Here is a 22,211-nt window from a genome sequence, read left to right on the forward strand (position 1 = left end):
CCCAGTTTTCTTTAAGTGGTAGAAAATGGTAAATCGTGGTTGCCTTTTCTAAGGCATTGTGTACTTTTGCTAGCATCCCTACCCACTGCCCTGCCTCAACCCATGAACCTGCTCTCCGGCGAATACGAATGCAAGCTGGACCCGAAAGGGCGGCTGGTGCTGCCGGCCAAGGTGAAAGGCAACTTGCCGGAAGCCTCGGGCAACCAACTCGTGTTGGTGCGTGGGTTCGAGCCCTGCTTGGTGTTGTACCCCCGCGAGTCGTGGCGCATCATCCACGACAAGGTGATGGCGCTCGACGAGTTCAACGAAGAGTATCGCCAGTTTCAGCGCAACTTCTTCCGGGGCATGACGGAAGTGGAGCTGGACACCATCGGGCGGTTTATGCTGCCCCGGACCATGGTGCGCTACTCGGGCATCGAGAAGGAGGCCATTATTGTGGGACTTGGCAACCGATGTGAAATCTGGGACCCTACCCGCTATGATGAGTACCTGATTAAAGACCAGCAAAGCTTCTCGAAGCTGGCGCAAAAGTTTCTTACCACCGAAAACGGCCCTGGCGGCCCCCTGGCCGCATGAGCACAAGCAACAACGAGTACGGCAACGATGCCGCCTACCACCGCCCGGTGATGTTGCGCGAGTGCCTGGAAGCACTCCACCTGCAACCCGACGGCCGCTACGTGGACGTAACCTTCGGTGGCGGTGGCCACTCGGCCCGCATCCTGGAGCATCTCACCACGGGCCACCTCTACAGCTTCGACCAGGACGCCGATGCCGAGCAGGAAGCCGCGAAGCTGGCTTGCCCGCAGTTCACCTTCATCCGGGCCAACTTCCGAGACTTGCACACCGAGCTAAAAGCGCGGGGCGTGTTGCCGGTAGATGGGGTGCTGGCTGATTTGGGGGTGTCGTCGCACCAGTTCGATACGCCGGAGCGCGGCTTCAGCACCCGCTTCGATGGGCCATTGGATATGCGCATGAATGCCGAAGACGGCCCCACTGCCGCCGACATCATCAACGAGTATCCGGAAGCAGACTTGCACCGCATTTTCGGGATGTACGGGGAAGTTACCAATGCCCGTACGCTAGCTCAAACGGTGGCCTCAGCCCGGCGCGGGCAAACCATCAGCACCATCGCCGAGCTGAAAAAAGCTATTGCCAGCTGCACCCCGCGCGGCAAAGAAAACAAGTATCTGGCGCAGGTGTTCCAAGCCTTGCGCATCGAGGCCAACGACGAAATGAAGGCCTTACAAGAAATGTTGTCAGCGACGGCGCAGGTGCTGCGGCCCGGTGGCCGATTGGTGGTGATGAGCTACCATTCCTTGGAAGATCGGCTGGTCAAGAATTTCATAGCCAAAGGCAAATTCTTTGGCGAAGCGGAAAAAGACCTGTTCGGCAATACCAACCAGCCTTTCGACGTACTAACCCGCAAACCAGTGGAAGCTTCTGCCGAGGAAGTAGCTGCCAACAGCCGTGCCCGTTCGGCGAAGCTGCGGGTGGCCGTCCGCAAAGACTAACGAACAACTCTACAAACACTCTGCGCTTCTCGCAGCAACCAACCTCGAAACCTAGTGGCAACTAATACAATAAAACCCGTCGCTAAGCAACCCCGCACCAACGCGCCTCGTGCCGTGGTGCCGGAGTTTGTGGTTGCGCCTGAGCCTGTGGTAGCAGCACCGGCTCCCGCACCAGCACCAGCACCAGCACCCAAACCGGAGCCCGAGCAGAAAGCACCCCGGCCAACGCGCCCAGTGGGGCCGCGAAGTTCTTGGAGCGTATTCACGCTGTTGGAGCGCGTTACGCGGATGGATGGCTTGTTCCGGGAAGGGCTGCCCGTGCGCTACCTGCCGCACGTGCTGTTCGTGATGTTTCTGATTCTGGTGTACATCGGCAACACGCACTACGCCACCCGAATGAATCGTGCCATCCAGAAGCTGAAGCTGGAAACCGAAGATTTGCGCGCCGACTACACCACCCTGAAATCCGACTACATGGAGGCCAGCAAGCAAAGTGAGGTAGCCCGCAAGGTGGCCGCCTACGGCTTGGTGGAAAGCTCCTCGCCCCCGTTCCGAATCGAAGTGCCTTCTGGCCGTCTCGATGAAGCGGCGCTGGACTTGGTGCCGATACTCACTGCCGACTCGCTGGCGGCCCGCGCCCTGCGCGACTCGCTACGTCGGGCCGGGCCGGTGGCCCCCCTCGACTCGGTGAACCTAGAGGTGGGGGCGCCGCCCGTACCCATCGGAACTGATGCTACCGGCCAGCCTGCGCTAGAGCAGCCCGCGGCTTCCAAACCTGCTAACAGCACTCGTCGCAATGAAAGGAAGCGTTAAAAAATCCATCGTCACCCGGGTACGGCTGGCGTTCTTGGGCGTGTGCTTGTTCTGTGCGGCTATCATCTGGAAGGTCGGCAACATCCAGTTCAAGGAAGGAGAGAAGTGGCGTGCCTTGGAACAGGAGCGGCGCGTGGTATACCAGCCCGTATTTGCCACGCGGGGTTCTATCATTGCCGATGATGGTAAAAGCATCATGGCGACTTCGCTGCCCTTCTTCCGGGTGGCTTGGGACCCTAGCGTAGTTGATAAACAACTTTTCTACAGCAAAGCTGATTCGCTTGGACTACTACTATCACGCTTTTTCAGTGATAAGAGTCCACAAGAATACAGTCGGAAGCTGAAAAACGCTTACAGCTCGCATGTGCGCTATCTGCGGCTGAACTCGCGGCAAATTAACTTTCAGGAAAAGAAAGAAATTGCCACGTGGCCCATCTTCCGAGCAGGCAAAAACAAAGGCGGCGTCATTTTCGAGAAGGTGGACAAGCGCTTCCGTCCCTTCGGTGGGCTAGCTCAGCGTACGGTCGGCTTCATCAACGAAGACAAAAACGGAGCAGGGCTGGAGTTCACGTTCAACCGCCACTTGGCTGGCAAAGACGGGGAAGCCCTGTTTGAGCGCCTGCCCGGCGGTAATAAGCCTATCTACGACGGCACTGAAATTAAGCCCATCGACGGCTACGACGTGAAGACCACGCTGGATATCAACCTCCAGGACGTGGCCGAAAACGCGCTGTACAAGTCGTTGGTGGATAACAATGCGCAGTATGGCTGCGTGATTTTGATGGAGGTGCAGACCGGCGCCATCAAAGCGGTGGCAAACCTGGGCAAAGTGGCCGAGGGCATCTACCGCGAAGACTACAACTACGCCATTGCCGACCAGGGCCGCACCGAGCCAGGCTCTACGTTCAAGCTAGCTTCCTTGATGGCGGTGCTGGAAGACAACCCCGACATGACGCTGGAAGACATGGTGGACACCGGCAACGGGCGCATGTACATCGGGGGGGCCGTGAAAACCGACTCACACGGCTACGGCAAGATTTCGGTGAAGCAGGTGTTCGAGAAGTCCAGCAACATTGGGGTGGCAGTACTCGTGGACCGGCAGTTCAGCAAAAATCCCAGCAAATACACCGATTATCTGAAGCGCTTTGGGCTGCACAAGCCTCTGGGCTTCCAGATGGCCGGCGAGGCGCGGCCCTACGTGAAAGACCCACTGGACCGTTCCTGGAGCCGGACGTCCCTCACCACCATGAGCATCGGCTACGAGCTGAAATTAGCGCCCCTACAGACCTTGGCGTTCTATAACGCCGTGGCTAACGGCGGCGTGAAGGTGCAGCCGATGATTGTTAAGGAAATCAAGCAGGTAGACAAAGTGCTGGAGCGCTACGAGACGGTGGTGCTCAATCCTAAAATCTGCTCCGACGAAACGCTGGCCAAAGTGAAAGCCATGATGGAAGGCGTAGTGACGGAAGGAACCGCCCGCGGCATCCGCTCCGAAGACTACTCCATTGCTGGCAAAACCGGTACGGCCTGGAAATTCAAAAACGGCGCCTATACCCGCACCTACTCCACCAGCTTCTGTGGCTATTTCCCCGCCGATAAGCCGAAGTACTCGTGCATCGTGGTAGTGGATTCGCCGAAGAAGGGCCGGATCTATGGGGCCGACGTGGCCGCTCCAGTATTCAAGGAAGTGGCCGACAAAGCCATGGCGCGGGATGCCGCTAGCCAGCGCCCAGTGCTGGCGCGCACGCCTACCAACCGGGCCAAAACGCCGGTGGTGCAGGCTGGTATGCAAGACGAATTGCGGCTGGTATTCGAGAAGATCGGTGTCAAGAACGAAACTGTAACGCCTGAGGAAGACTGGGTGCGGGTGCCCGCTGCGTCCGATAGTGGCATTGATGCGCTGGAGCTGCAGCCCCTGGCTGTTCGCCCCGGCCGGGTGCCCGATGTCCGGGGCCTGACCCTGCGCGACGCCCTGTTCTTGCTGGAAAACCGAGGTATACGGGTGCAAACCATGGGAACGGGCCGCGTGAAAGCGCAATCGGTGGACGCCGGAGCCGCCGTGCGGCGCGGCATGGTGGTGGCATTGGCACTGGAACCCATTGGGCAGCGCTCCTCGTCTGCGCCAGTGCCGTTGGCGGCTCCCGCTCCCAGCCAGCTAGCTGAAAACAAGCTCCTGACGCCTGTAGACACTGATTTGGCGGCCAAAACCCGCGAGTTGGCGGCCAAGGCAAAAGCCCGGTTGGCCGCCAAAAACGGCAACACCCCGGCGGTAGAAGCTAAAAAAGCAGAGAAGAAGCCCGAGCAGACCGTAACTCCTGCCAAACCCAAGCAGCCTGAGCGCAAGCAACCCAAAAGACCTACGCAAATAACGCAGCAGTCTGCCCCTGGCAAGCCCAAAAAAGCTTAAGGAATAGCCTCCGGCTTTCTGTAGGCCAACACCCCCAGCACAACCACGAGAAACCTTGTCGACCGATAAAGAAATAACGCCCCCACTCTTTGCCCTGCTGGCCGATGTAACCGTGCAAAATCAGCACGGCCCAACCGATGTGCCGGTGCAGGCCCTCACGCTCGATTCGCGGCAGGCTGCTCCTGGTGTTGTGTTCTTTGCCCTACGCGGCGCGGCCACCGATGGTCACCATTTCATTTCCAACGCAGTGGCCCAAGGCACGTCGGTGGTTGTCTGTGAAGACCTGCCCGCCGTTATGGAGCCCGGCACGGCCTACGTGCAAGTACCCGATTCGGCGGAGGCTATGGCGCACATGGCGGCGGCGTTTTATGGGCATCCGTCGCGCAGCTTGCAGCTGATTGGGGTTACGGGTACCAACGGCAAAACCACGTGCGCCACGCTGCTGCACAAGCTGCTGCGGGAGCTAGGCTACCATGCCGGTCTGCTAAGCACGGTGCAAAACCAAATCGACGAACAAGTAATTCCGGCTACCCACACCACGCCCGATGCTATTCGGCTAAACGAGCTGCTGGCCCGCATGGTGGCGGCAGGCTGCACCCATGCTTGCATGGAGGTTAGCTCGCACGCGGTGGTGCAGCACCGGACCACGGCCTTGCGCTTCGTTGGCGGCATCTTTACCAATCTCACCCACGACCACCTCGATTACCACGGTACCTTCGATAACTATCTGAAAGCTAAGAAGGGCTTTTTCGATAGTCTGCCGAAAACGGCTTTTGCGCTCACCAACGCCGACGACAAGCGCGGCATCGTGATGCTGCAAAACACCGCTGCCCGCCGCGAAACCTACTCGCTACGCGGCGCAGCCACCTTCCGGGGCAAGCTGATTGAAAATGCGGTGCACGGCTTGCACCTCGAAGTGGATGGACGAGAAGTGCAGTTTCGGTTGATTGGCGTGTTCAATGCCTACAACCTGCTAGCCGTGTACGGCGCGGCCGTGCTGCTGGGTGAAGACTCGTCGGAGGTGCTGACGGTGCTTTCGGGGCTGTTGTCGGCGCCGGGCCGTTTCGAGCCGATTGTATCCGAGAAAACCCACGTCACCGGTATCATCGACTATGCGCACACGCCGGACGCGTTGGAGAATGTGCTGGACACCATCGCCGATATTCGCCAGCCAAGCCAGCAAGTCATTACGGTGGTGGGCTGCGGTGGCAACCGCGATGGCGCCAAACGCCCCATCATGGCCAACCTCGCCTGCCAGGGTTCAGACAAGGTGGTGCTCACCGCCGACAATCCGCGCTTTGAAGATCCGCTGGCTATCCTCTCGGAAATGCAAGCCGGTGTAAAGCCGCAGGACCTAGCTAAAGTGGCTACCATCCCCGACCGGCGCGAAGCCATCCGGGCCGCTGTGCTCTTGGCCGGCCCCGGCGACATTGTGCTGGTAGCGGGTAAAGGCCACGAAACCTACCAAGAAGTGAGAGGCGTCCGCGCCGAATTCGATGATAAAAAAGTGCTACAGGAGATGTTTGAACTGCTTGGAAAATAAAGAGCCGTTAATGAAAATCTGCAAAAACACAACGCTTGCCTGACCTGAAAAAACTGGAACCTTTGCAGCTTGCTCCTTCACTGACTGCAACCTGCTAACCCTGCGCTCATGCTGTATTACCTCTTCAACTACCTCTACAAAGTGCATCATATACCCGGAACGGGGGTGTTTCAGTACATCACGTTTCGGGCAGCTATGGCGGTAGTTACTTCTCTCATTATTGCGCAATTCTTCGGCAAGCCGTTGATTCGGGTGCTGCAGCGGGCGCAAATTGGTGAGACAGTGCGCGACTTGGGGTTGCAGGGTCAGTTGGAGAAGAAAGGCACGCCCACCATGGGCGGGCTGATTATTCTGCTGGCTATTCTGGTGCCGGTGCTGCTGTTTGCTAAGCTCGACAACATCTACATTGTGCTGATGCTGCTCAGCACCGTGTGGCTCGGGTTGATTGGCTTTGTCGACGACTATATCAAGGTAGTAAAGAAGGACAAGGAAGGGCTAGCGGGCCGGTTCAAGATTTTAGGTCAGGTAGGACTTGGCTTGACGGTAGGGTGGGTGCTATTCTTCTCCAACGAGGTAACCGTGCGCCAGTACCTGCTGCCCGATGGCCAACTCTCGGCGGTAGATGCCAGCAAGGTGTACCAGGACGTGAAGCTGATGATTACTACAGTGCCCTTCCTTAAGAACAACGAGCTGAACTACGGCGACCTGTTCGCCACGGCCGGCGACTTCTTCAACGAGTATTACGCTTTCTTCTACATCCCCATCGTCATCCTCATCATCACGGCGGTTAGCAACGGTGCCAACCTCACGGACGGCCTCGACGGATTAGCAGCAGGTACTTCGGCCATCATCGGGACCACGCTGGCGGTGTTCTGCTTCGTGAGTGGTAACGCCTTCCTGGCTGATTATCTCGACATCATGTTCATTCCGAACTCCGGCGAGCTGGTTATTTTCTGTACTGCTTTCGTGGGAGCATGCGTGGGGTTCTTGTGGTACAACTCGTATCCGGCGCAGGTGTTCATGGGTGATACCGGCTCGTTGGCCATTGGGGGCATCATTGCGGTGCTGGCCCTGATTGTGCGCAAAGAGTTGCTGATTCCGGTGCTGTGTGGGGTGTTTTTGGTGGAAAGCTTGTCGGTGATGTTGCAGGTGAGCTACTTCAAATACACGCGCAAGAAGTACGGTGAAGGCAAGCGGCTGCTGCGCATGTCGCCGCTACACCACCACTACCAGAAACTCGGTTACCACGAATCCAAAATCGTGTCGCGCTTCTGGATTGTAGGCATCATGCTGGCTGTCCTAACCTTGGTTACTCTGAAACTGCGCTAACCCCTTTCTCGCAAGCCCATATCTAATAAGGTCCGACGAGACATTTCATACGAACATCAACTATGCACATTGTAGTATTAGGAGCGGCCGAAAGTGGAGTAGGGGCTGCGCTGTTAGCGCAGGCCAAAGGCCACTCCGTGTTCGTGTCCGACAAGAGCCCCATTCAGCCTATATATAAGGAGAAGCTGGCCCAAGCCGGTATTCCTTTCGAGGAAAACCAGCACACGCTAGAAGAAATACTCAGGGCCGATGAGGTAGTGAAGAGTCCTGGTATTCCCGAAAAGGCGCCTGTCATTCAGGCTTTGCGTGAGAAAGGAACACCCATTATTTCGGAAATCGAGTTGGCGGGACGCCATACCACGGCCAAATGCATTTGCATCACCGGTACCAATGGTAAGACTACTACCACGCTGCTCACTTATCATTTGCTGAAAGAAGCCGGGTATAGCGTTGGGCTAGCCGGCAATGTGGGGTTCAGCCTTGCCGAGCAGGTGATAGCAGACCAGTTTGAATACTACGTGGTGGAGCTGAGCAGCTTCCAACTCGACGATACCTACCATTTCCGGCCCTGGATTTCGGTGCTGCTCAACATCACCCCCGACCACCTCGACCGGTACAACTACTCCATGGCCAGCTACGCCGAAGCCAAGTTGCGCATCATGCGCAACCAGGACAGCAACGGCCACTTCATCTACAACGCCGACGACGAGAATATCCAGCGGTACTTCCAAGCCGCCTTGCGCTCGGTCCAGCAGTTGCCCTTCAGCCTGCACCACCACCCCGACTACCAGTTGGGTGCATACTACTTGGATGAGGAAAACATTTGCGTGGATTTGCAGCCCGGCTATTTCAGTGAAACCGAAAAAATAAACACCGCCAGTTCGCCGCTCATCGGGCAGCACAACCGCCAGAACATGATGGCTGCCGTATTGTGTGCTCGGCTGGCCGGCATAGAGAAGCCACAGATTGAGGCCGGCCTGGCCACGTTCCACAACGCCGACCACCGCCTGCAACTTGTAGGCGAAAGCAACGGCGTGCGTTTCATCAACGACAGCAAAGCCACCAACGTGGAAGCTGCCTGGTATGCTCTCGACGGTATCAAGGGCCCTATTGTGTGGATTGCAGGCGGTACCGATAAGGGCAACGACTATGCTACGCTCGTGCCGCTAGCGGAGGCCAAGGTGAAAGCCCTGATTTGCCTCGGCGTCGACAACGAAAAGCTGCGCACTGTTTTCAATTCCGTGGTGCCGCAGTTGGAAGAAACGCAAAGCGTGGAAACCGCCGTGCGCCGTGCCGCCGAACTGGCACCGCCTGGCGGCGTGGTGCTGCTGTCGCCAGCCTGTGCCTCGTTCGATTTATTTAAGAACTATGAAGACCGGGGCCGTCAGTTTGCGGCCGCGGTGAAGAAAGTAACCGAGGAGTCGAGCAGGTAAGGCCACCGTTCGGTCGCTCATTGCATGTTTCCATCAGTTTTTACAGTCACTCAGTCATTCAACTACTCTCATGGACATCATCAAAAACTGGCTGCGGCAGAACTTGAAAGGTGACCCGGTGCTGTGGGGCATTGTGATTCTGTTTTCCCTGATCAGTATTGCCGTAGTGTATTCGGCCACCGGCACGCTGGCGTACAAGCAGCGGGCAGGCAACACTGAATACTTCCTGCTCAAGCACACCGGCCTGATCTTCGTGGGGCTAGCCTTCATGTGGCTGGCGCACCGCATCGACTACCGCTACTACTCGCGGCTGTCGTTGTACGCGCTGCTGCTGTCAGTGCCGCTGCTCATGTTCACCTATTTCATGGGTTCGAACATCAACGAAGCCTCTCGCTGGCTGACCATCCCAGTTATCAACCAAACCTTTCAGCCCTCTGACTTAGCCAAGTTGGCATTGATTGCGCACTTGGCGTCCATGCTGAGCCGCCGCCAACAACAGGTGCAAGACTTCAAAACCACGCTGCTCCCCGTCATGCTATGGGTGGGGTTGATTTGCGGTATCATCATTCTAAGTAACGCCTCTACGGCCTTGTTGCTGTTTGCCACTTGCCTGTTGCTGATGTTTATCGGGCGGGTGCCGCTCAAGCAAATGGCCGTGATGGTAGCTATTGGGCTGGTCGTGGGAGGCATTGGTCTTTCCTCGGGTCAGCGCTATAAAACGGTGCTAAGCCGGGTCGAGAACTTCACTGACAAAAGCAAGCCAGTACCATTCCAGCTGGAGCACAGCTACATTGCCATTGCTACGGGCGGTGTAACCGGCAAGGGCCCTGGCAACAGCACGGAGCGCAATATCCTGCCGCACCCGTACTCCGACTTCATTTTTGCCATCATCATCGAAGAGTATGGAATGGTCGGTGGGGCCTTTGTGGTCTTCCTCTACATTGCCTTCCTCTATCGTGGGCTGCTGACGGTAGTGAACAGTTACGGCGCTTTCGGAGGGCTGCTTTCAGCAGGCCTCACCTTTAGTTTGGTGCTGCAAGCTATGGTGAACATGGGCGTAGCGGTGGGCTTAGGCCCGATTACGGGGTTGCCGTTGCCGCTGCTAAGTATGGGTGGTACTTCACTCATCTTTACGGGTATTAGCATCGGCATTATCCTGGCGGTAAGCCGGGGCGAGCGGGAAATCCGCCCAGTAGCCGGCGAACCCGCCGATACGGCCCGCATTCCGAAAGTCTCTTCCTACGCGTAAGCAGCGCAACCCTATACTACCCTGCGGTTTCACGCCGCCCCAACTTGCCAGAAAACAGAAATGCCCGATAAGAAGCCCCACCCTACCTCACATGCACTACGCGTCATCATCAGTGGTGGCGGCACGGGCGGGCATATCTTCCCGGCGGTAGCTATTGCCAACGAAGTGCGCCGCCGCCAACCGGACGCTGAAATCTTGTTTGTGGGTGCCAATGGCCGGATGGAAATGACGCGGGTACCCGAAGCCGGCTACGAAATCGTGGGGCTCGACATTGCGGGCCTACAGCGCCGACTAACGCCGCAGAACCTGCTTTTCCCCATCAAGGTGATGCGGGCGGTACGCAAGGCGGGCAAGCTCATCGAAAAATTCCGGCCCGATGTGGTGGTAGGGGTGGGGGGCTACGCGTCGGCACCGGTGTTGCTAGCGGCTACCTCGCGCGGTATTCCTAGCCTTATTCAAGAGCAGAATTCTTACGCGGGGCTCGTGAACAAGCTGCTGAGCCGCCGGGTCAACAAAATTTGCGTGGCCTATGATGGGATGGAGAAGTTTTTTCCGGAGGAGAAGCTCGTACTGACCGGGAATCCTGTTCGTACCGAAATAGCCAGCGGCAACCGCGCCGAAGCCTTGCAGTTCTTCGGCCTTGCGCCGGATCGGCCCGTGTTGCTCGTCATAGGCGGCAGCCTGGGTGCTCGCACCCTCAACCACGCCACGGCGGCTGCGCTGCCGCGCCTGCAAGCGGCTGGGGTGCAGCTGTTGTGGCAAACGGGTAAGCTCTACTATCCGGAAGCTGCGCAGCAAGCGGCCCCTTTCGCCACCGATAACCTGAAGGCACTGGAATTTGTGCAACGCATGGATCTAGCCTACGCCGCCGCCAACGTGGTGGTGAGCCGCGCCGGGGCATTGTCGGTGTCGGAGTTGTGTTTGACCGGTAAACCCAGCATCCTGGTGCCTTCGCCGAACGTGGCAGAAGACCACCAAACCAAAAACGCCATGGCCTTGGTTCGGAAAAATGCTGCTCTATTGGTAGCCGACAACGAAGCGCCTGCCAAGCTCTACGATACAGCGCTTGCCCTACTACAAGACTCCACGCAGCAACAGCAACTGACAACCCAGGTATTGCAGTTGGCTCGGCCAGCCGCTACCACCACCATCGTCAATGAACTGCTGAAACTGGTGAGCAACAGTTCTAAGTCATAATTCAACATCTAGACTCAAATCTTCCCTTGAACCCTGTCGCAGCATTTCCTTACGTCTACTTCCTTGGCATTGGAGGCATTGGCATGTCCGCACTGGCACGCTGGTTTCAAGCCAATGGCCACACCGTAGCGGGCTACGACAAAACCAGCACGCCCCTTACGGAGGCGCTGGCGGCGGAAGGTATTGCCGTGCACTACGATGATGCAGTAGCCAGTATCCCGGCTGCCGTGCGCGAGAATCCAGCCCAAACCCTCGTTGTGCTGACGCCTGCTATCCCGAAAGACCATCAAGAGTGGGCTTGGCTACGTGAAAAGGGCTATGATATTCGCAAGCGTAGCCAGGTGCTTGGGGTGCTCACGCAGGGCCACCGCACTATTGCCGTGGCCGGCACCCACGGCAAAACCACTACCAGTAGCATGGTAGCGCATTTGCTGCATCATGCAGGCGTACCGTGCGCCGCCTTCTTGGGCGGTATCTCCGTGAACCTGGGCTCAAATCTGCTGTTGCCTCCAATTGGTAACTCTGACGTGCCCATTGTGGTGGAAGCTGATGAGTATGACCGGAGCTTCCTGACGCTACACCCCACCATTGCCATTGTTACGAGCACCGATGCCGACCACCTCGATATCTATGGTAACAAAGAGGCGCTAGTAGAGTCGTTCCGGCAGTTTGTAGGGCAGATTCAACCCGGTGGTACCCTTATCATCAACCACACAGCCGATGCCAGCGTAGCGGCCGCCGTGCCAGCAGGCGTCCGGGTAATTCGCTATGGGCTCAACCCCGAGCAAGGCCCGGAACTGTCTGCTTCTAATATTACGGCCCAGGGCCACCAGTTCCATTTTGCGCTGCATGGCCCTCAGGGTTCAGTGGATGCATTGACGTTGGCGGTGCCCGGCTACCACAATGTGGAAAACATGTTGGCCGCCGCTTGCGTAGCGCAACTAGAGGGCGTGAGCCCCGAGCATCTGCAAGCTGCTGTAGCCGCCTATAAAGGAGTAAAGCGCCGGTTCGAGTTCATCGTAACGGCCGGTACGCCCGAGCAGCCAAAAGTATATGTGGATGATTATGCCCATCATCCACGCGAAATAGAAGCTTTTTTACGTTCTGTGCGGGCGTTGTATCCCGGGCGTCAGCTACGTGTGGTATTCCAACCCCACTTGTTCACCCGCACCCGCGACTTTGCTGCAGGCTTTGCTGAAAGCCTTAGCCTGGCCGATGAGGTTGTCTTGATGGATATTTACCCGGCTCGGGAATTACCCTTGGAAGGCGTCACTTCAGAATTGATTTTGTCCCAAATAACTGCCCCTCAAAAGTCGCTGCAGACCAGTGACAAAATTTTGGCAAATGCGGGTGCTGACTCGAATTTCGACGTACTCGCAACAGTCGGAGCCGGGGATATCGATAAGTTAGTACCTGATTTAAAGAATATTTTAGATATTCGCTGGAATGAAGCTCAAGCGTAAGGTCCACAACATTCTCTTTGCTACTAGCTGCTTGCTGCTGCTAGGGGGCTTGGCTGTGTTTGCCGGTGTTCGGCAAGCTCACCGGCCGGTGGGTCAAGTGATAGTCACGATAAGCAACGAGTTCAACAACTTCTTCATCAGCGAACAGGAAGTAACCAGCCTGCTCACGCGTGGAGGAGAGCAACGCCTAGAGGGCACCACCCCCGATGACCTAGACTTGCCCGCCTTGGAGGCCCGCCTAAAGGCCCATTCCTTTGTTAAGGATGCCCAAGTGTACCGCGACCTATCTGGCAACTTGCACGCCGATGTGCGCCAGAACCGTCCCATAGCCCGCCTTATTCACTCCAACACGCGCCTCGATTCCTACCTGGATGCTGACGGCCACAAGCTGCCACTCTCGTCGTTGTTCACGGCTCGGGTAGTGCCGGTGGCGCGGCAGGGAGGAGCTCCATTGGCTGCTTCCTTCTTCCAAGATTCCACCGGCCAACGCTACCTCGAATTATTGCGCTATATTGATGAAAAACCCTTTTGGCGCGCTCAGATAGCTGAAGTATTCATTGCTCCCAACGGCAAGGTTTCCTTCACGCAACAGGTAGGCGACCAACGGGTAGAATTTGGCTTTCCGGAGAATATTTCGGAAAAATTCGCGAAACTGATGGTATTTTACCGTCAAATTCCGCCGGCGCTTGGTTGGAATACGTACCACCGCGTCAACGTAGAGTTCAAAGATCAAATCATCTGCGAGTAGTTTTTTCTGCTCTCAAGGCCTGAAAAGGCTATTTTTGCCAAGTCACACCGCATCCAATTGCTATTCCCTCGCCAGCTTTACCCGACCCTTCCACATGCAACACGATAAGATTGTAGTCGGCCTCGACATCGGAACCACAAAAATCTGTGCCCTTGTAGGCCGCAAAAACGAGTTTGGCAAACTCGAAATACTGGGCATGGGCAAGGCTGTGTCGGAAGGCGTGGTGCGCGGTATTGTGTCCAACATCGACAAGACGGTAGACGCTATCCGGCGGGCCATTCGGCAAGCCGAAGAAATGTCAGGCATTAATATCGGCGTAGTGAACGTAGGTATTGCCGGGCAGCATATTAAGAGCTTGCAACACAACGGCAGCATCACGCGCGCTTCCGCTGACAGCGAAATCACGCAGGAAGATGTAGAGCGCCTCACCGGCGACATGTACCGCCTCGTAACCCCGCCCGGTTCACAGATCATCCACGTAATGCCCCAAGACTACAAGGTGGATTACGAGGAAGGCATCATGGACCCTGTGGGCATGTCGGGCGTGCGTTTGGAGGGCAACTTCCACATCATCACGGCGCAAAGCACGGCCATCAACAACATCAACAAGTGCGTTACCAAGGCTGGCCTGGAAATCGACAATCTGATTCTGGAGCCGCTGTCTTCTTCTATGTCCGTATTGTCGGACGAGGAGAAGGAGGCGGGTGTAGCACTCATTGACATTGGGGGTGGTACCACCGATTTGGCCATCTTCAAAGACGGTATCATCCGCCACGCGGCAGTATTGCCTTTCGGGGGCAACATCGTAACCTCCGACATCAAGTTGGGCTGCCAGGTGATGCAGAACCAAGCCGAGCAACTGAAGGTGAAGTTCGGTAAAGCCATTGCCGAGGAAGCTTCCGATTATGAAATTGTAAGCATCCCTGGTCTGCGCGACCGGGCACCAAAGGAAATTTCTCTCAAAAACCTGGCCTACATCATCGAGGCCCGGATGGAGGAAATCATCGAGTTGGTATATGCCGAAATCCAGCGCACCGGCCACGCCGACAAGCTGGCCGCCGGCATCGTGCTGACGGGTGGCGGGTCGCAGCTCCAGAACTTGGTGCAGCTTACCGAATACGTAACCGGCCTCGATACCCGTATCGGCTACCCGAACGAGCACTTAGGCAAGAGCAAGATTGAGGCTGTGAAGTCGCCGATGTTTGCCACCACGGTTGGTCTTGTGTTGGCTGGTTACCGTTCGCTCGACGAGCGTCTGAACCGCAATTACGAGCAGGAGCAACAGCACATTCCGCAGCCAGCGCCGTATTACCAAGCACCAGCGCCCGCGCCGACCCCGGCACCCGTGCCGGCCGCTAAGCCTGTAGCGCAAAAGCCAACTGAACCAAAAGAGCCGAAGAAGCCATCTGGCGCTGGTAAGTTTTTCCAGGACATTATCAGCCGTACCAAAGGACTGCTAATTGACGACTTCGACGACACCAAGTACTAATCTGTTAAATGGTTGAATTGCTAAATGGTTGTCGTTGAACGACCAACAATTTAACCACACAACCATTTAGCCACTCACCTCATGAATTATAAATTCGACATCCCGGCGCAATCCAAGTCCATCATCAAGGTGATTGGCGTGGGTGGGGGCGGCTCCAACGCCGTCAACCACATGTTTGGCCAGGGCATAAAGGACGTAGAGTTCGTCATCTGTAACACCGACAAGCAAGCGTTGGCCTCTTCTACGGTGCCCAACCGGTTGCAAATTGGTATGGATTTGACCGAAGGCCTTGGAGCCGGAGCCAATCCGGAACGCGGTAAGCAAGCGGCCATTGAGAGCCGGGAGCAAATCAGGGAGCTGCTTAGCAATGGCACCAAGATGGTATTCATCACGGCTGGTATGGGTGGTGGTACCGGCACGGGTGCGGCACCGGTTATCGCCAAAGTTGCCAAAGAGCTAGGCATTCTTACGGTAGGTATCGTGACGGCGCCCTTCATGTTTGAAGGCAAGAAAAAGCGCCAACAAGCTGAGCTAGGAATCAAAGAGCTGAGCGAGAACTGCGACACCGTACTGGTAATTCTTAACGATAAGCTCCGCGAGATTTACGGTAACCTGCCTATCCGCTCGGCTTTCGCCAAGGCCGACAACGTATTGAGCACCGCCGCCAAGTCTATTGCCGAAATCATAACGGTAACAGCCGATGTGAACGTCGACTTTGAAGACGTTAAAACGGTGATGAAAGACAGTGGTGCGGCCGTAATGGGAAGCAGCATCACGGACGGCGAAAACCGCGCCCGCCGTGCTGCCGAAGAGGCATTGGCCTCGCCGTTGCTCAACAACACCGACATCCACGGGGCCCAGCGCATTCTGCTCAGCATCATGTCCGGCGACCAGGCTGAACTGGAGATGGACGAGTTGACGGAAATCACCGAGTGCATTCAAGACAAAGCCGGTCAAAACGCCGAGGTTATCTTCGGTCACGGTATCGACTCCACCTTGGGACAGAGCATTCGCGTGACGGTAATTGCTACGGGCTTTGCTCGCGAAGCGCACACAATTACAGTCACACCTTCCACGCGCGAGCCGGAGCCTGAGGCACCCCAGCCAGACCCCCAAATCAACATTTTTGATCGGGAGCGTCAGGAGTCAACCCCGGTAATGCCTGTAGTGCCGACCTTCACCAGCACGCCGCCCCCGGCTCCAGAGCCTCAGCCAGTGAAGTTTGACTTGGAAACGTCGCCCTACAATGCGCCGGTACCGCCCGTGGCTGCCCCCTCTTCACCCGCTCCCGATCCAGTGGTGTATCAAGCGCCACAACCTGCGCCACCATTACCCGGTCGGCCGGCTCTTGATGCTCGTGCCGAAGAGCGCCGCCGCCGCTTGCAGGAACTCAGCAACGGTATTTCCAACGAAACGATAAAGGATCAATTGGAGACGCCAGCCTATCTCCGTCGGCAAGTGAAGCTGGAAAATGTGACGCCTTCTTCCGAGCGAAACATTAGCCGCTTCAATCTTTCGGACGATAACGAATTGCTCGGAGACAACCGTTTCCTTCACGACAACGTGGACTAAGCTTCGATTTTACGTAAGAAACAAAGAGGCCCTTGACAGTTCAAGGGCCTCTTTGTTTGTAATAATTCAGTTAAGCTAAAGATTCTGTGAGGAATCTTCGGATAAGGCAGTTGAATCGGAGAGGAGCCTGCCGGGCTCTCGGTCGGGGCTAAGCTGGCGCGTAGAAGACATAGAAGAGCAGGAGGTAGCCATTATCACGCCGATAACGAATACTAGGAGGCGGAGACGATGCCACATAACGCTTGAAATAAAGTGGCTTGGCTTGCGCATGACACTGGTTACAGCTGATTCTATATCCTTAGTGGCTGATATGCCACCACAAGATTAAGGCTTGAACGGGTCGGAGAAGCGTGGATCCTGAATGAAAGTGGAATCGGTAAGCGTTTTCAGAAATGCAACCAACTGTCGTTTTTCGGTGGCTGTGAGGTCGAGTTTCGAGCCGTTGCGGGTGTTGGAAAGCAGTAAAATAGGATCGGCAGTGTTGGTGTCAATGTGCTCGTTGTAGTGGTCAACCACTTCTTCCAGCGTTTGGAAGCGGCCGTCATGCATGTAAGGAGCGGTAAGAGCAATGTTGCGCAACGTCGGGACTCGAAACTTACCCCGGTCGGCAGTTGCACCGGTTACGCCAAACCGGCCTAGGTCAGATGCTACTGTCAGCCCGTTGTTGAAATACTGTGTATTGCCACCAGGGGAAGTGAAGCTGCTAGCAGTAAACAAGTAGTTGTTGCCGTTGTGGCAATGGTCGCAGGAGCCACCCCGTGCCAGTATGTTCCCCCCTTCACCTGGGTGGTTGAAAAACAAGACCCGTCCAGCGCGCTCGTCGGGGCTAAGCCGGGCGCCACCGGGCAGCAGTGACTTTTCGTACCGCGTGTTCGAGGAAATTAGCGTCCGCTCAAATTGCGCTAGTGCCTTCAGCGTGTTCTCTTCGGTGATGGTAGATGAACCGAAAGCTGCCGCAAACAAAGGCGGGTACAAAGTAGTCTGCTGCAGCTTCCGGACGCCATCGGCTAAGCTTTGGTGCAACTCAACGGGATTCTCAATAGGGGTGCGAGCCTGCGTTTCCAGCGCATTAGCCGAGCCGTCCCAGTTCAGGTTCGGTTCCCATAGCAAGTTCACCAACGACATAGCGTTGCGTGAGTGCGGTTTTCCATCGACACCAACGGCCAGCGTCCGGCCATCAGTAAACGCCTTACTCTGTTGATGGCAACTACCACACGACATAGAGTTGTCGCGCGAGAGCCGTACTTCATAGAATAGCTTGCGGCCGAGGTCCACGCCCTCCACTGTCAGCGGATTGTTGGCTGGTAGCACCACCGTCTGAGGGAGTTGCGTTGGTAGCGTCAGATTGTAGGGAGTGGCCGGAACAGTGGGAGTAGGCTCCGGCTCTGGGTCTTTGCCCTCTTTGTCACCACAGCCTGCAACGAATAGCAATACCATTGCTGGTAGCAATAGTGTAACGCGTTGACGGATGAGGTTTGAAATCATATGGAATACAGCGAATAAGCTCTCAAGTTACTGATTTAGTGGTGCCTTCATTCAGGATAAGGCTGTCTTTCCTGCTCTTTGCTGTAACAGTAGCGGAGGACTTTGTGCCTGAGTTTGTAGCTACCTCAAGTGGTGAGTCATCTAGCAAAACACCGATCCTAGCTTGGTATAGATTCAATGCAGCATTCTTCGATTAAAGACAAGTAATGCTAGTGTTTGGCTAGCCTTGGGTCATGCAGGAAGGTTGTGTCGGTGAGGGTTTCCAAGAAGGCCAGTAAATCTTGGCGTTCTTGAGTGGAAAGGGCAACCCCTGGGCCCAAGCCATGGCGCCGGAACTGTGGGTCAAGTGAGGCTGATTCCACCATGCCACGGCTGTAGTGGTCGAGTACGTCGGGGAGCGTAGCGAAGCGGCCGTCGTGCATGTAGGGAGCCGTCAGGGCGACGTTGCGCAGGCTCGGCACTTTGAATCGCCCGGCGTCTTGTCTGCTTCTGGTAATATGGGCTCGGCCTGAGTCCGATGGGAAGGTTCGGTCAAGGCCGTTGTTGCGAAACGACTCGTCGGTGAATAACTCGCCAGCATGACAGTTTCCGCACTTCTGGCGTACTACGGCTAAGCCCCGCAGCTCGCTTGTGCGAAGTGTAGCGCCGGGTTCGTGCCGGGAGTACTGGTCGTACCGAGAGTTGTTGGAAGTGAGAGCCGCTGTGAATTGTGCCATGGCACGCAAAAACTGATACGAGTCGATGGGCCCGGTGCCTCCAAAAACCTGCGCAAACTGGCGTTGATAGCTGGAATCAGCATTAAGCTTGCGTAGTACGTTTTCTATCGTTTCACCCATCTCCAGCGGATGCGTAATAGGAGCGAGTGGCACCGTTTCGATGTGCTTGGGTCCTCCGTCCCAGAAGAAGTTTTTTTTCCAGCGTAGGTTCTGCAGAGCTGGCGCGTTCCGAACGCCCAACTTATCGTTGATTCCCTTGCTTAAACGGTGTCCGGTGTTAGCGAAGGCAGTAGTTTGCTGATGGCAACTGCTACACGATATGTCACCGGTACGAGAGAGCTGCGGATCATAGAATAGTGTGCGGCCCAACTCGAATCCAGCGCGGCTGGGTGGGTTCATTTCGGCGCTATACACCGGCGCAGGAAAGTTGGCTGGTATCGAGATACCAGGTATCTCATCAGTTGATACTACTTGAGTACCAGGTTGGCAACCAGCGAAAAACAGCCCCAGCAAGCTCCATAAAAGCCACACATATACTGGCGGGTTGGGTGTTTTCACTTTGAAGAAAGTTTCACTTAGTTGCTACGTACCCGGTCAACTGTGAACATGCCATCTGCCTGGTTCTTGGCTATCTGGGCCGCCTCTTCGCCGCCCATCACGTTGTTAGTATTTTGAAAAAGGATTGTAGTAGCTCCCGTAAACATTCTAAGCAAGTCTGCACGCAGAAATACCTCAGGCGTTCTGTTTTCGCGTACCTGAATGATTTTTCCATTCATAGCCGGTGAAACAGTCTTGATGTTGTTGTTGCCCCCAATATGGAACACCAGGGCCTTGGTAGGCGACTGATCGGAACGGCCTTCCATCTTTGTAAAGATATATCCAGTGTCCCACACCCAAAACATGTCGCTGACTGCTAAGGCGCCTGTTTGGGCACCTCCCGAGTTACGAGCAGCATCTACGCCAATCGTAAACTCAATGTCGCTGTACTCGCCAGCAGGTACATTTTCGATGGTAAATCTGCGCGAACCTTCCAGCGCCTGGTCTATTAGGTAATAGCTTTCCGGCTGAACGAAATCAGATTCCTGCGGTTTGGTTTGCTGGATAAACTCAGCGGACTTAGTTAGCTTGATATTGGAGATATAGTAGCGAAAGGTAGAGACTGAGAACTGGTCGCCAGAAGGAGTAGCATACAAGCTGCGTCTATTTAATTCGAGCGGGCTGCCACCTACTACATTCTCAAATTCTATGGTCACTTTTCCCACTTTATCGGTGGGTACTGGCGCATCAGTGTCTTTGGTGCATGCGGTTATACATGCCGCAGACGTGGCTAATAAGCTAAGGACACAGGCGGTATATTTTAGGATGTTCATCGTCGAAAACTTTTCACTTGTGAAAGGTAACTGGCGTGGTAAAAGTGCCATTCCAGTTGAAGTATAAGCTACACGCTGGAAAGGCGTGTGCTGCCAAGTAATAGCTCGAGTGAGCTATAGGCAACAACAAGCTGGACAACAAACAAACGTCGGAGGTTGCTAGCAAAGTATAGGAAGGCTTTTAGCCAACACCATAAATCTAGCATATAGATTCTTCAAGCAGCTGACCTTGCCATTGCGCTTTCTTATAAAGCTAACTAGACATCGTTGCGGCAAACCAACCTCGTGCCTGGACTATGTAACAGAACACGAAGTCGTGTCCGTTAAAAGGCTATCAATTGTTCGACTTGCTCTTGCAATAGTTGCATGTATAAGGGGTGGCTCAAATTGCCCTCGGCGTTTAAGTGCTTATCAATAAAAGGCAGCCGTACTCGAGCTGGTAGCACAGCAGTGCCAAGGTACATGAGTACATCGGTGAGGTGGCTCAGAGCGAGTAGGCCACCTTGCCCACCCGACGACAAGCCAATCAGTGCCGCCTTTTTGCCTCGAATCCCACCTGGGTAGGGGAGACCGTCAATGAAGGTTTTGAGTACGCCCGGATACGAGCAGTTGTATTCGGGCACCACCATCACCAATTTATCGGCCGTACTGGCTAGGGCCGCTAGGTCATTGAAGCCATCGTGGTTGCCCACATTGTGGTAGAGGGCTGATACGCTTACGTCATCAGGCAGTAATGCCAGATCCAACAACTGACACTCTACGTTGTGCTGCTGCAACAGGCTGATGTACAGATTCGCAATATGTCGGGCACGGGATGTAGGACGATTGGTACCAGCAATGACAGTTATCATGCAACGAAGAAAGTGAAAGATGGAAAGCGGCATCCGCGGCGAAGCCAGCAACTGAACAAAGAAAACAGCAATCTGGCTTACAGAGAAAGGCGAAAAGCAAGTGAAACAAAAAAGCGAAACGGCTAGCCGTTTCGCTTTTCAAGTTTACCTAGGACAGATAACTAGTACCAACTACACTAGGTTATTGGAAGTAGCTTTAGCTGACAGGAACTCACGGTTCAGGATGGCAATGTTTTCCAGCGAAATACCAACTGGGCATTCTGCTGCGCACGAGCCGATGTTGCTGCACGCTCCAAAGCCTTCTTTGTCCATCTGTGCTACCATGTTCTCAACGCGGGTTTTGCGCTCAACGTGGCCTTGTGGCAACAAGGCAAGCTGGCTAACCTTAGCACTTACAAACAGCATAGCCGACGAGTTCTTGCACGAGGCCACGCAGGCGCCGCAGGCAATGCAAGTAGCTGCCTCGAAGGCCCGGTCCGCAATTTCTTTCGGAATTGGAATCTCGTTGCCATCGGGAGCACCACCGGTGTTTACGCTCACATAGCCACCAGCCTGAATGATTCGGTCGAAGGCTGAGCGGTCTACGCTTAGGTCTTTGTTGATCGGGAACGACTTGGAACGCCAGGGCTCGATGGTGATGGTGTCACCATCCGAGAACTTGCGCATGTGCAACTGACACGTGGTAGTGCCGGCTTCCGGGCCGTGGGCCCGGCCATTGATAAAGAGGTTACACGAACCACAAATACCCTCGCGGCAGTCGTGGTCGAATGCTACTGGCTCATCGCCTTTACGTAGCAAATCCTCGTTTAGCACGTCAAGCATTTCCAGGAACGACATTTCGGGAGAAATATCGCGCACTTGATAATCCACAATATTGCCGGTTGTGTTGCGGTTTTTCTGCCGCCACACTCTCAGCGTGAGGTTCATTGGTTTGGCGTTAGGGTTACTTCCGGCCATTGTATTTCGAGGGTATTGAGTAATGAGTATGGTGTAGTGACCTAGAGCAGGAGAAGAGTTGGGCACCAAGGTCGGTTA

18 protein-coding genes are annotated in these 22,211 nt (G+C 55.5%); 13 read left to right on the forward strand and 5 right to left on the reverse strand.

The window, feature by feature from the left end; genetic code table 11:
• Window positions 1-102: 102 nt before the first annotated feature.
• From mraZ to ftsZ, 13 genes are all read left to right on the forward strand, one after another.
• Window positions 103-576, forward strand: a complete 474-nt coding sequence (gene mraZ, locus MTX78_RS06875) for a division/cell wall cluster transcriptional repressor MraZ (RefSeq protein ID WP_243801121.1) — start codon at window positions 103-105, stop codon at window positions 574-576.
• Entirely contained in the window at window positions 573-1,511 is a 939-nt protein-coding gene (gene rsmH / locus MTX78_RS06880; protein ID WP_243801123.1) for a 16S rRNA (cytosine(1402)-N(4))-methyltransferase RsmH, read from the forward strand. Before mraZ ends, rsmH begins: the two co-directional genes overlap by 4 nt.
• A gap of 54 nt (window positions 1,512-1,565) precedes the next feature.
• Complete coding sequence (locus MTX78_RS06885; RefSeq protein ID WP_243801125.1) at window positions 1,566-2,324, forward strand: FtsL-like putative cell division protein; 759 nt, start codon at window positions 1,566-1,568, stop codon at window positions 2,322-2,324.
• Entirely contained in the window at window positions 2,308-4,731 is a 2,424-nt protein-coding gene (locus tag MTX78_RS06890) for a penicillin-binding protein (protein WP_243801126.1), read from the forward strand. The genes MTX78_RS06885 and MTX78_RS06890 overlap by 17 nt, the downstream gene beginning before the upstream one ends.
• 55 nt (window positions 4,732-4,786) lie before the next feature.
• Entirely contained in the window at window positions 4,787-6,274 is a 1,488-nt protein-coding gene (locus tag MTX78_RS06895) for a UDP-N-acetylmuramoyl-L-alanyl-D-glutamate--2,6-diaminopimelate ligase (protein WP_394805608.1), read from the forward strand.
• A 108-nt stretch (window positions 6,275-6,382) separates the two neighbouring features.
• Complete coding sequence (gene mraY, locus MTX78_RS06900) at window positions 6,383-7,603, forward strand: phospho-N-acetylmuramoyl-pentapeptide-transferase (protein ID WP_243801128.1); 1,221 nt, start codon at window positions 6,383-6,385, stop codon at window positions 7,601-7,603.
• Window positions 7,604-7,665: 62 nt separating this feature from the next.
• Window positions 7,666-9,036 carry a UDP-N-acetylmuramoyl-L-alanine--D-glutamate ligase gene (gene murD / locus MTX78_RS06905; RefSeq protein ID WP_243801129.1) on the forward strand — a complete coding sequence of 457 codons (1,371 nt, stop codon included), beginning with the start codon at window positions 7,666-7,668 and terminating at the stop codon, window positions 9,034-9,036.
• Between the two features lie 70 nt (window positions 9,037-9,106).
• Window positions 9,107-10,285, forward strand: coding sequence for an FtsW/RodA/SpoVE family cell cycle protein (locus MTX78_RS06910; RefSeq protein WP_243801130.1), 1,179 nt, complete (start codon window positions 9,107-9,109; stop codon window positions 10,283-10,285).
• A gap of 60 nt (window positions 10,286-10,345) precedes the next feature.
• Window positions 10,346-11,482, forward strand: a complete 1,137-nt coding sequence (gene murG, locus MTX78_RS06915; protein WP_243801131.1) for an undecaprenyldiphospho-muramoylpentapeptide beta-N-acetylglucosaminyltransferase — start codon at window positions 10,346-10,348, stop codon at window positions 11,480-11,482.
• Between the two features lie 83 nt (window positions 11,483-11,565).
• On the forward strand, window positions 11,566-12,945 hold the full coding sequence (gene murC, locus MTX78_RS06920) for a UDP-N-acetylmuramate--L-alanine ligase (protein ID WP_243801133.1): 1,380 nt from the start codon (window positions 11,566-11,568) through the stop codon (window positions 12,943-12,945).
• Window positions 12,929-13,693, forward strand: coding sequence for a cell division protein FtsQ/DivIB (locus MTX78_RS06925; RefSeq protein WP_243801135.1), 765 nt, complete (start codon window positions 12,929-12,931; stop codon window positions 13,691-13,693). Before murC ends, MTX78_RS06925 begins: the two co-directional genes overlap by 17 nt.
• A 94-nt stretch (window positions 13,694-13,787) precedes the next feature.
• The gene (gene ftsA, locus MTX78_RS06930; RefSeq protein WP_243801136.1) at window positions 13,788-15,182 is read left to right on the forward strand and encodes a cell division protein FtsA; all 1,395 of its coding nucleotides are present in this window, start codon (window positions 13,788-13,790) and stop codon (window positions 15,180-15,182) included.
• Window positions 15,183-15,263: 81 nt separating this feature from the next.
• Entirely contained in the window at window positions 15,264-16,754 is a 1,491-nt protein-coding gene (ftsZ, locus tag MTX78_RS06935) for a cell division protein FtsZ (RefSeq protein WP_243801138.1), read from the forward strand.
• A 324-nt stretch (window positions 16,755-17,078) separates the two neighbouring features.
• Here the strand turns inward: ftsZ and MTX78_RS06940 are convergent, their stop codons facing one another.
• From MTX78_RS06940 to MTX78_RS06960, 5 genes are all read right to left on the reverse strand, one after another.
• A complete protein-coding gene (locus MTX78_RS06940; RefSeq protein ID WP_243801140.1) occupies window positions 17,079-18,239 on the reverse strand; it encodes a cytochrome-c peroxidase in 1,161 nt (386 codons plus the stop codon).
• 209 nt (window positions 18,240-18,448) lie between these two features.
• Window positions 18,449-19,513: a cytochrome-c peroxidase gene (locus MTX78_RS06945; RefSeq protein WP_243801142.1), complete on the reverse strand. Its 1,065-nt coding sequence runs from the start codon at window positions 19,511-19,513 to the stop codon at window positions 18,449-18,451.
• Between the two features lie 17 nt (window positions 19,514-19,530).
• On the reverse strand, window positions 19,531-20,376 hold the full coding sequence (locus tag MTX78_RS06950) for an MbnP family protein (RefSeq protein WP_243801143.1): 846 nt from the start codon (window positions 20,374-20,376) through the stop codon (window positions 19,531-19,533).
• A gap of 272 nt (window positions 20,377-20,648) precedes the next feature.
• A complete protein-coding gene (locus tag MTX78_RS06955; protein ID WP_243801144.1) occupies window positions 20,649-21,176 on the reverse strand; it encodes an NADPH-dependent FMN reductase in 528 nt (175 codons plus the stop codon).
• A gap of 171 nt (window positions 21,177-21,347) precedes the next feature.
• Window positions 21,348-22,103: a succinate dehydrogenase/fumarate reductase iron-sulfur subunit gene (locus tag MTX78_RS06960; RefSeq protein ID WP_243801145.1), complete on the reverse strand. Its 756-nt coding sequence runs from the start codon at window positions 22,101-22,103 to the stop codon at window positions 21,348-21,350.
• Between the last annotated feature and the right edge of the window lie 108 nt (window positions 22,104-22,211).

This window comes from Hymenobacter tibetensis (genome assembly GCF_022827545.1).
In the GTDB taxonomy this organism is placed as follows: Bacteria; Bacteroidota; Bacteroidia; order Cytophagales; family Hymenobacteraceae; genus Hymenobacter; species Hymenobacter tibetensis.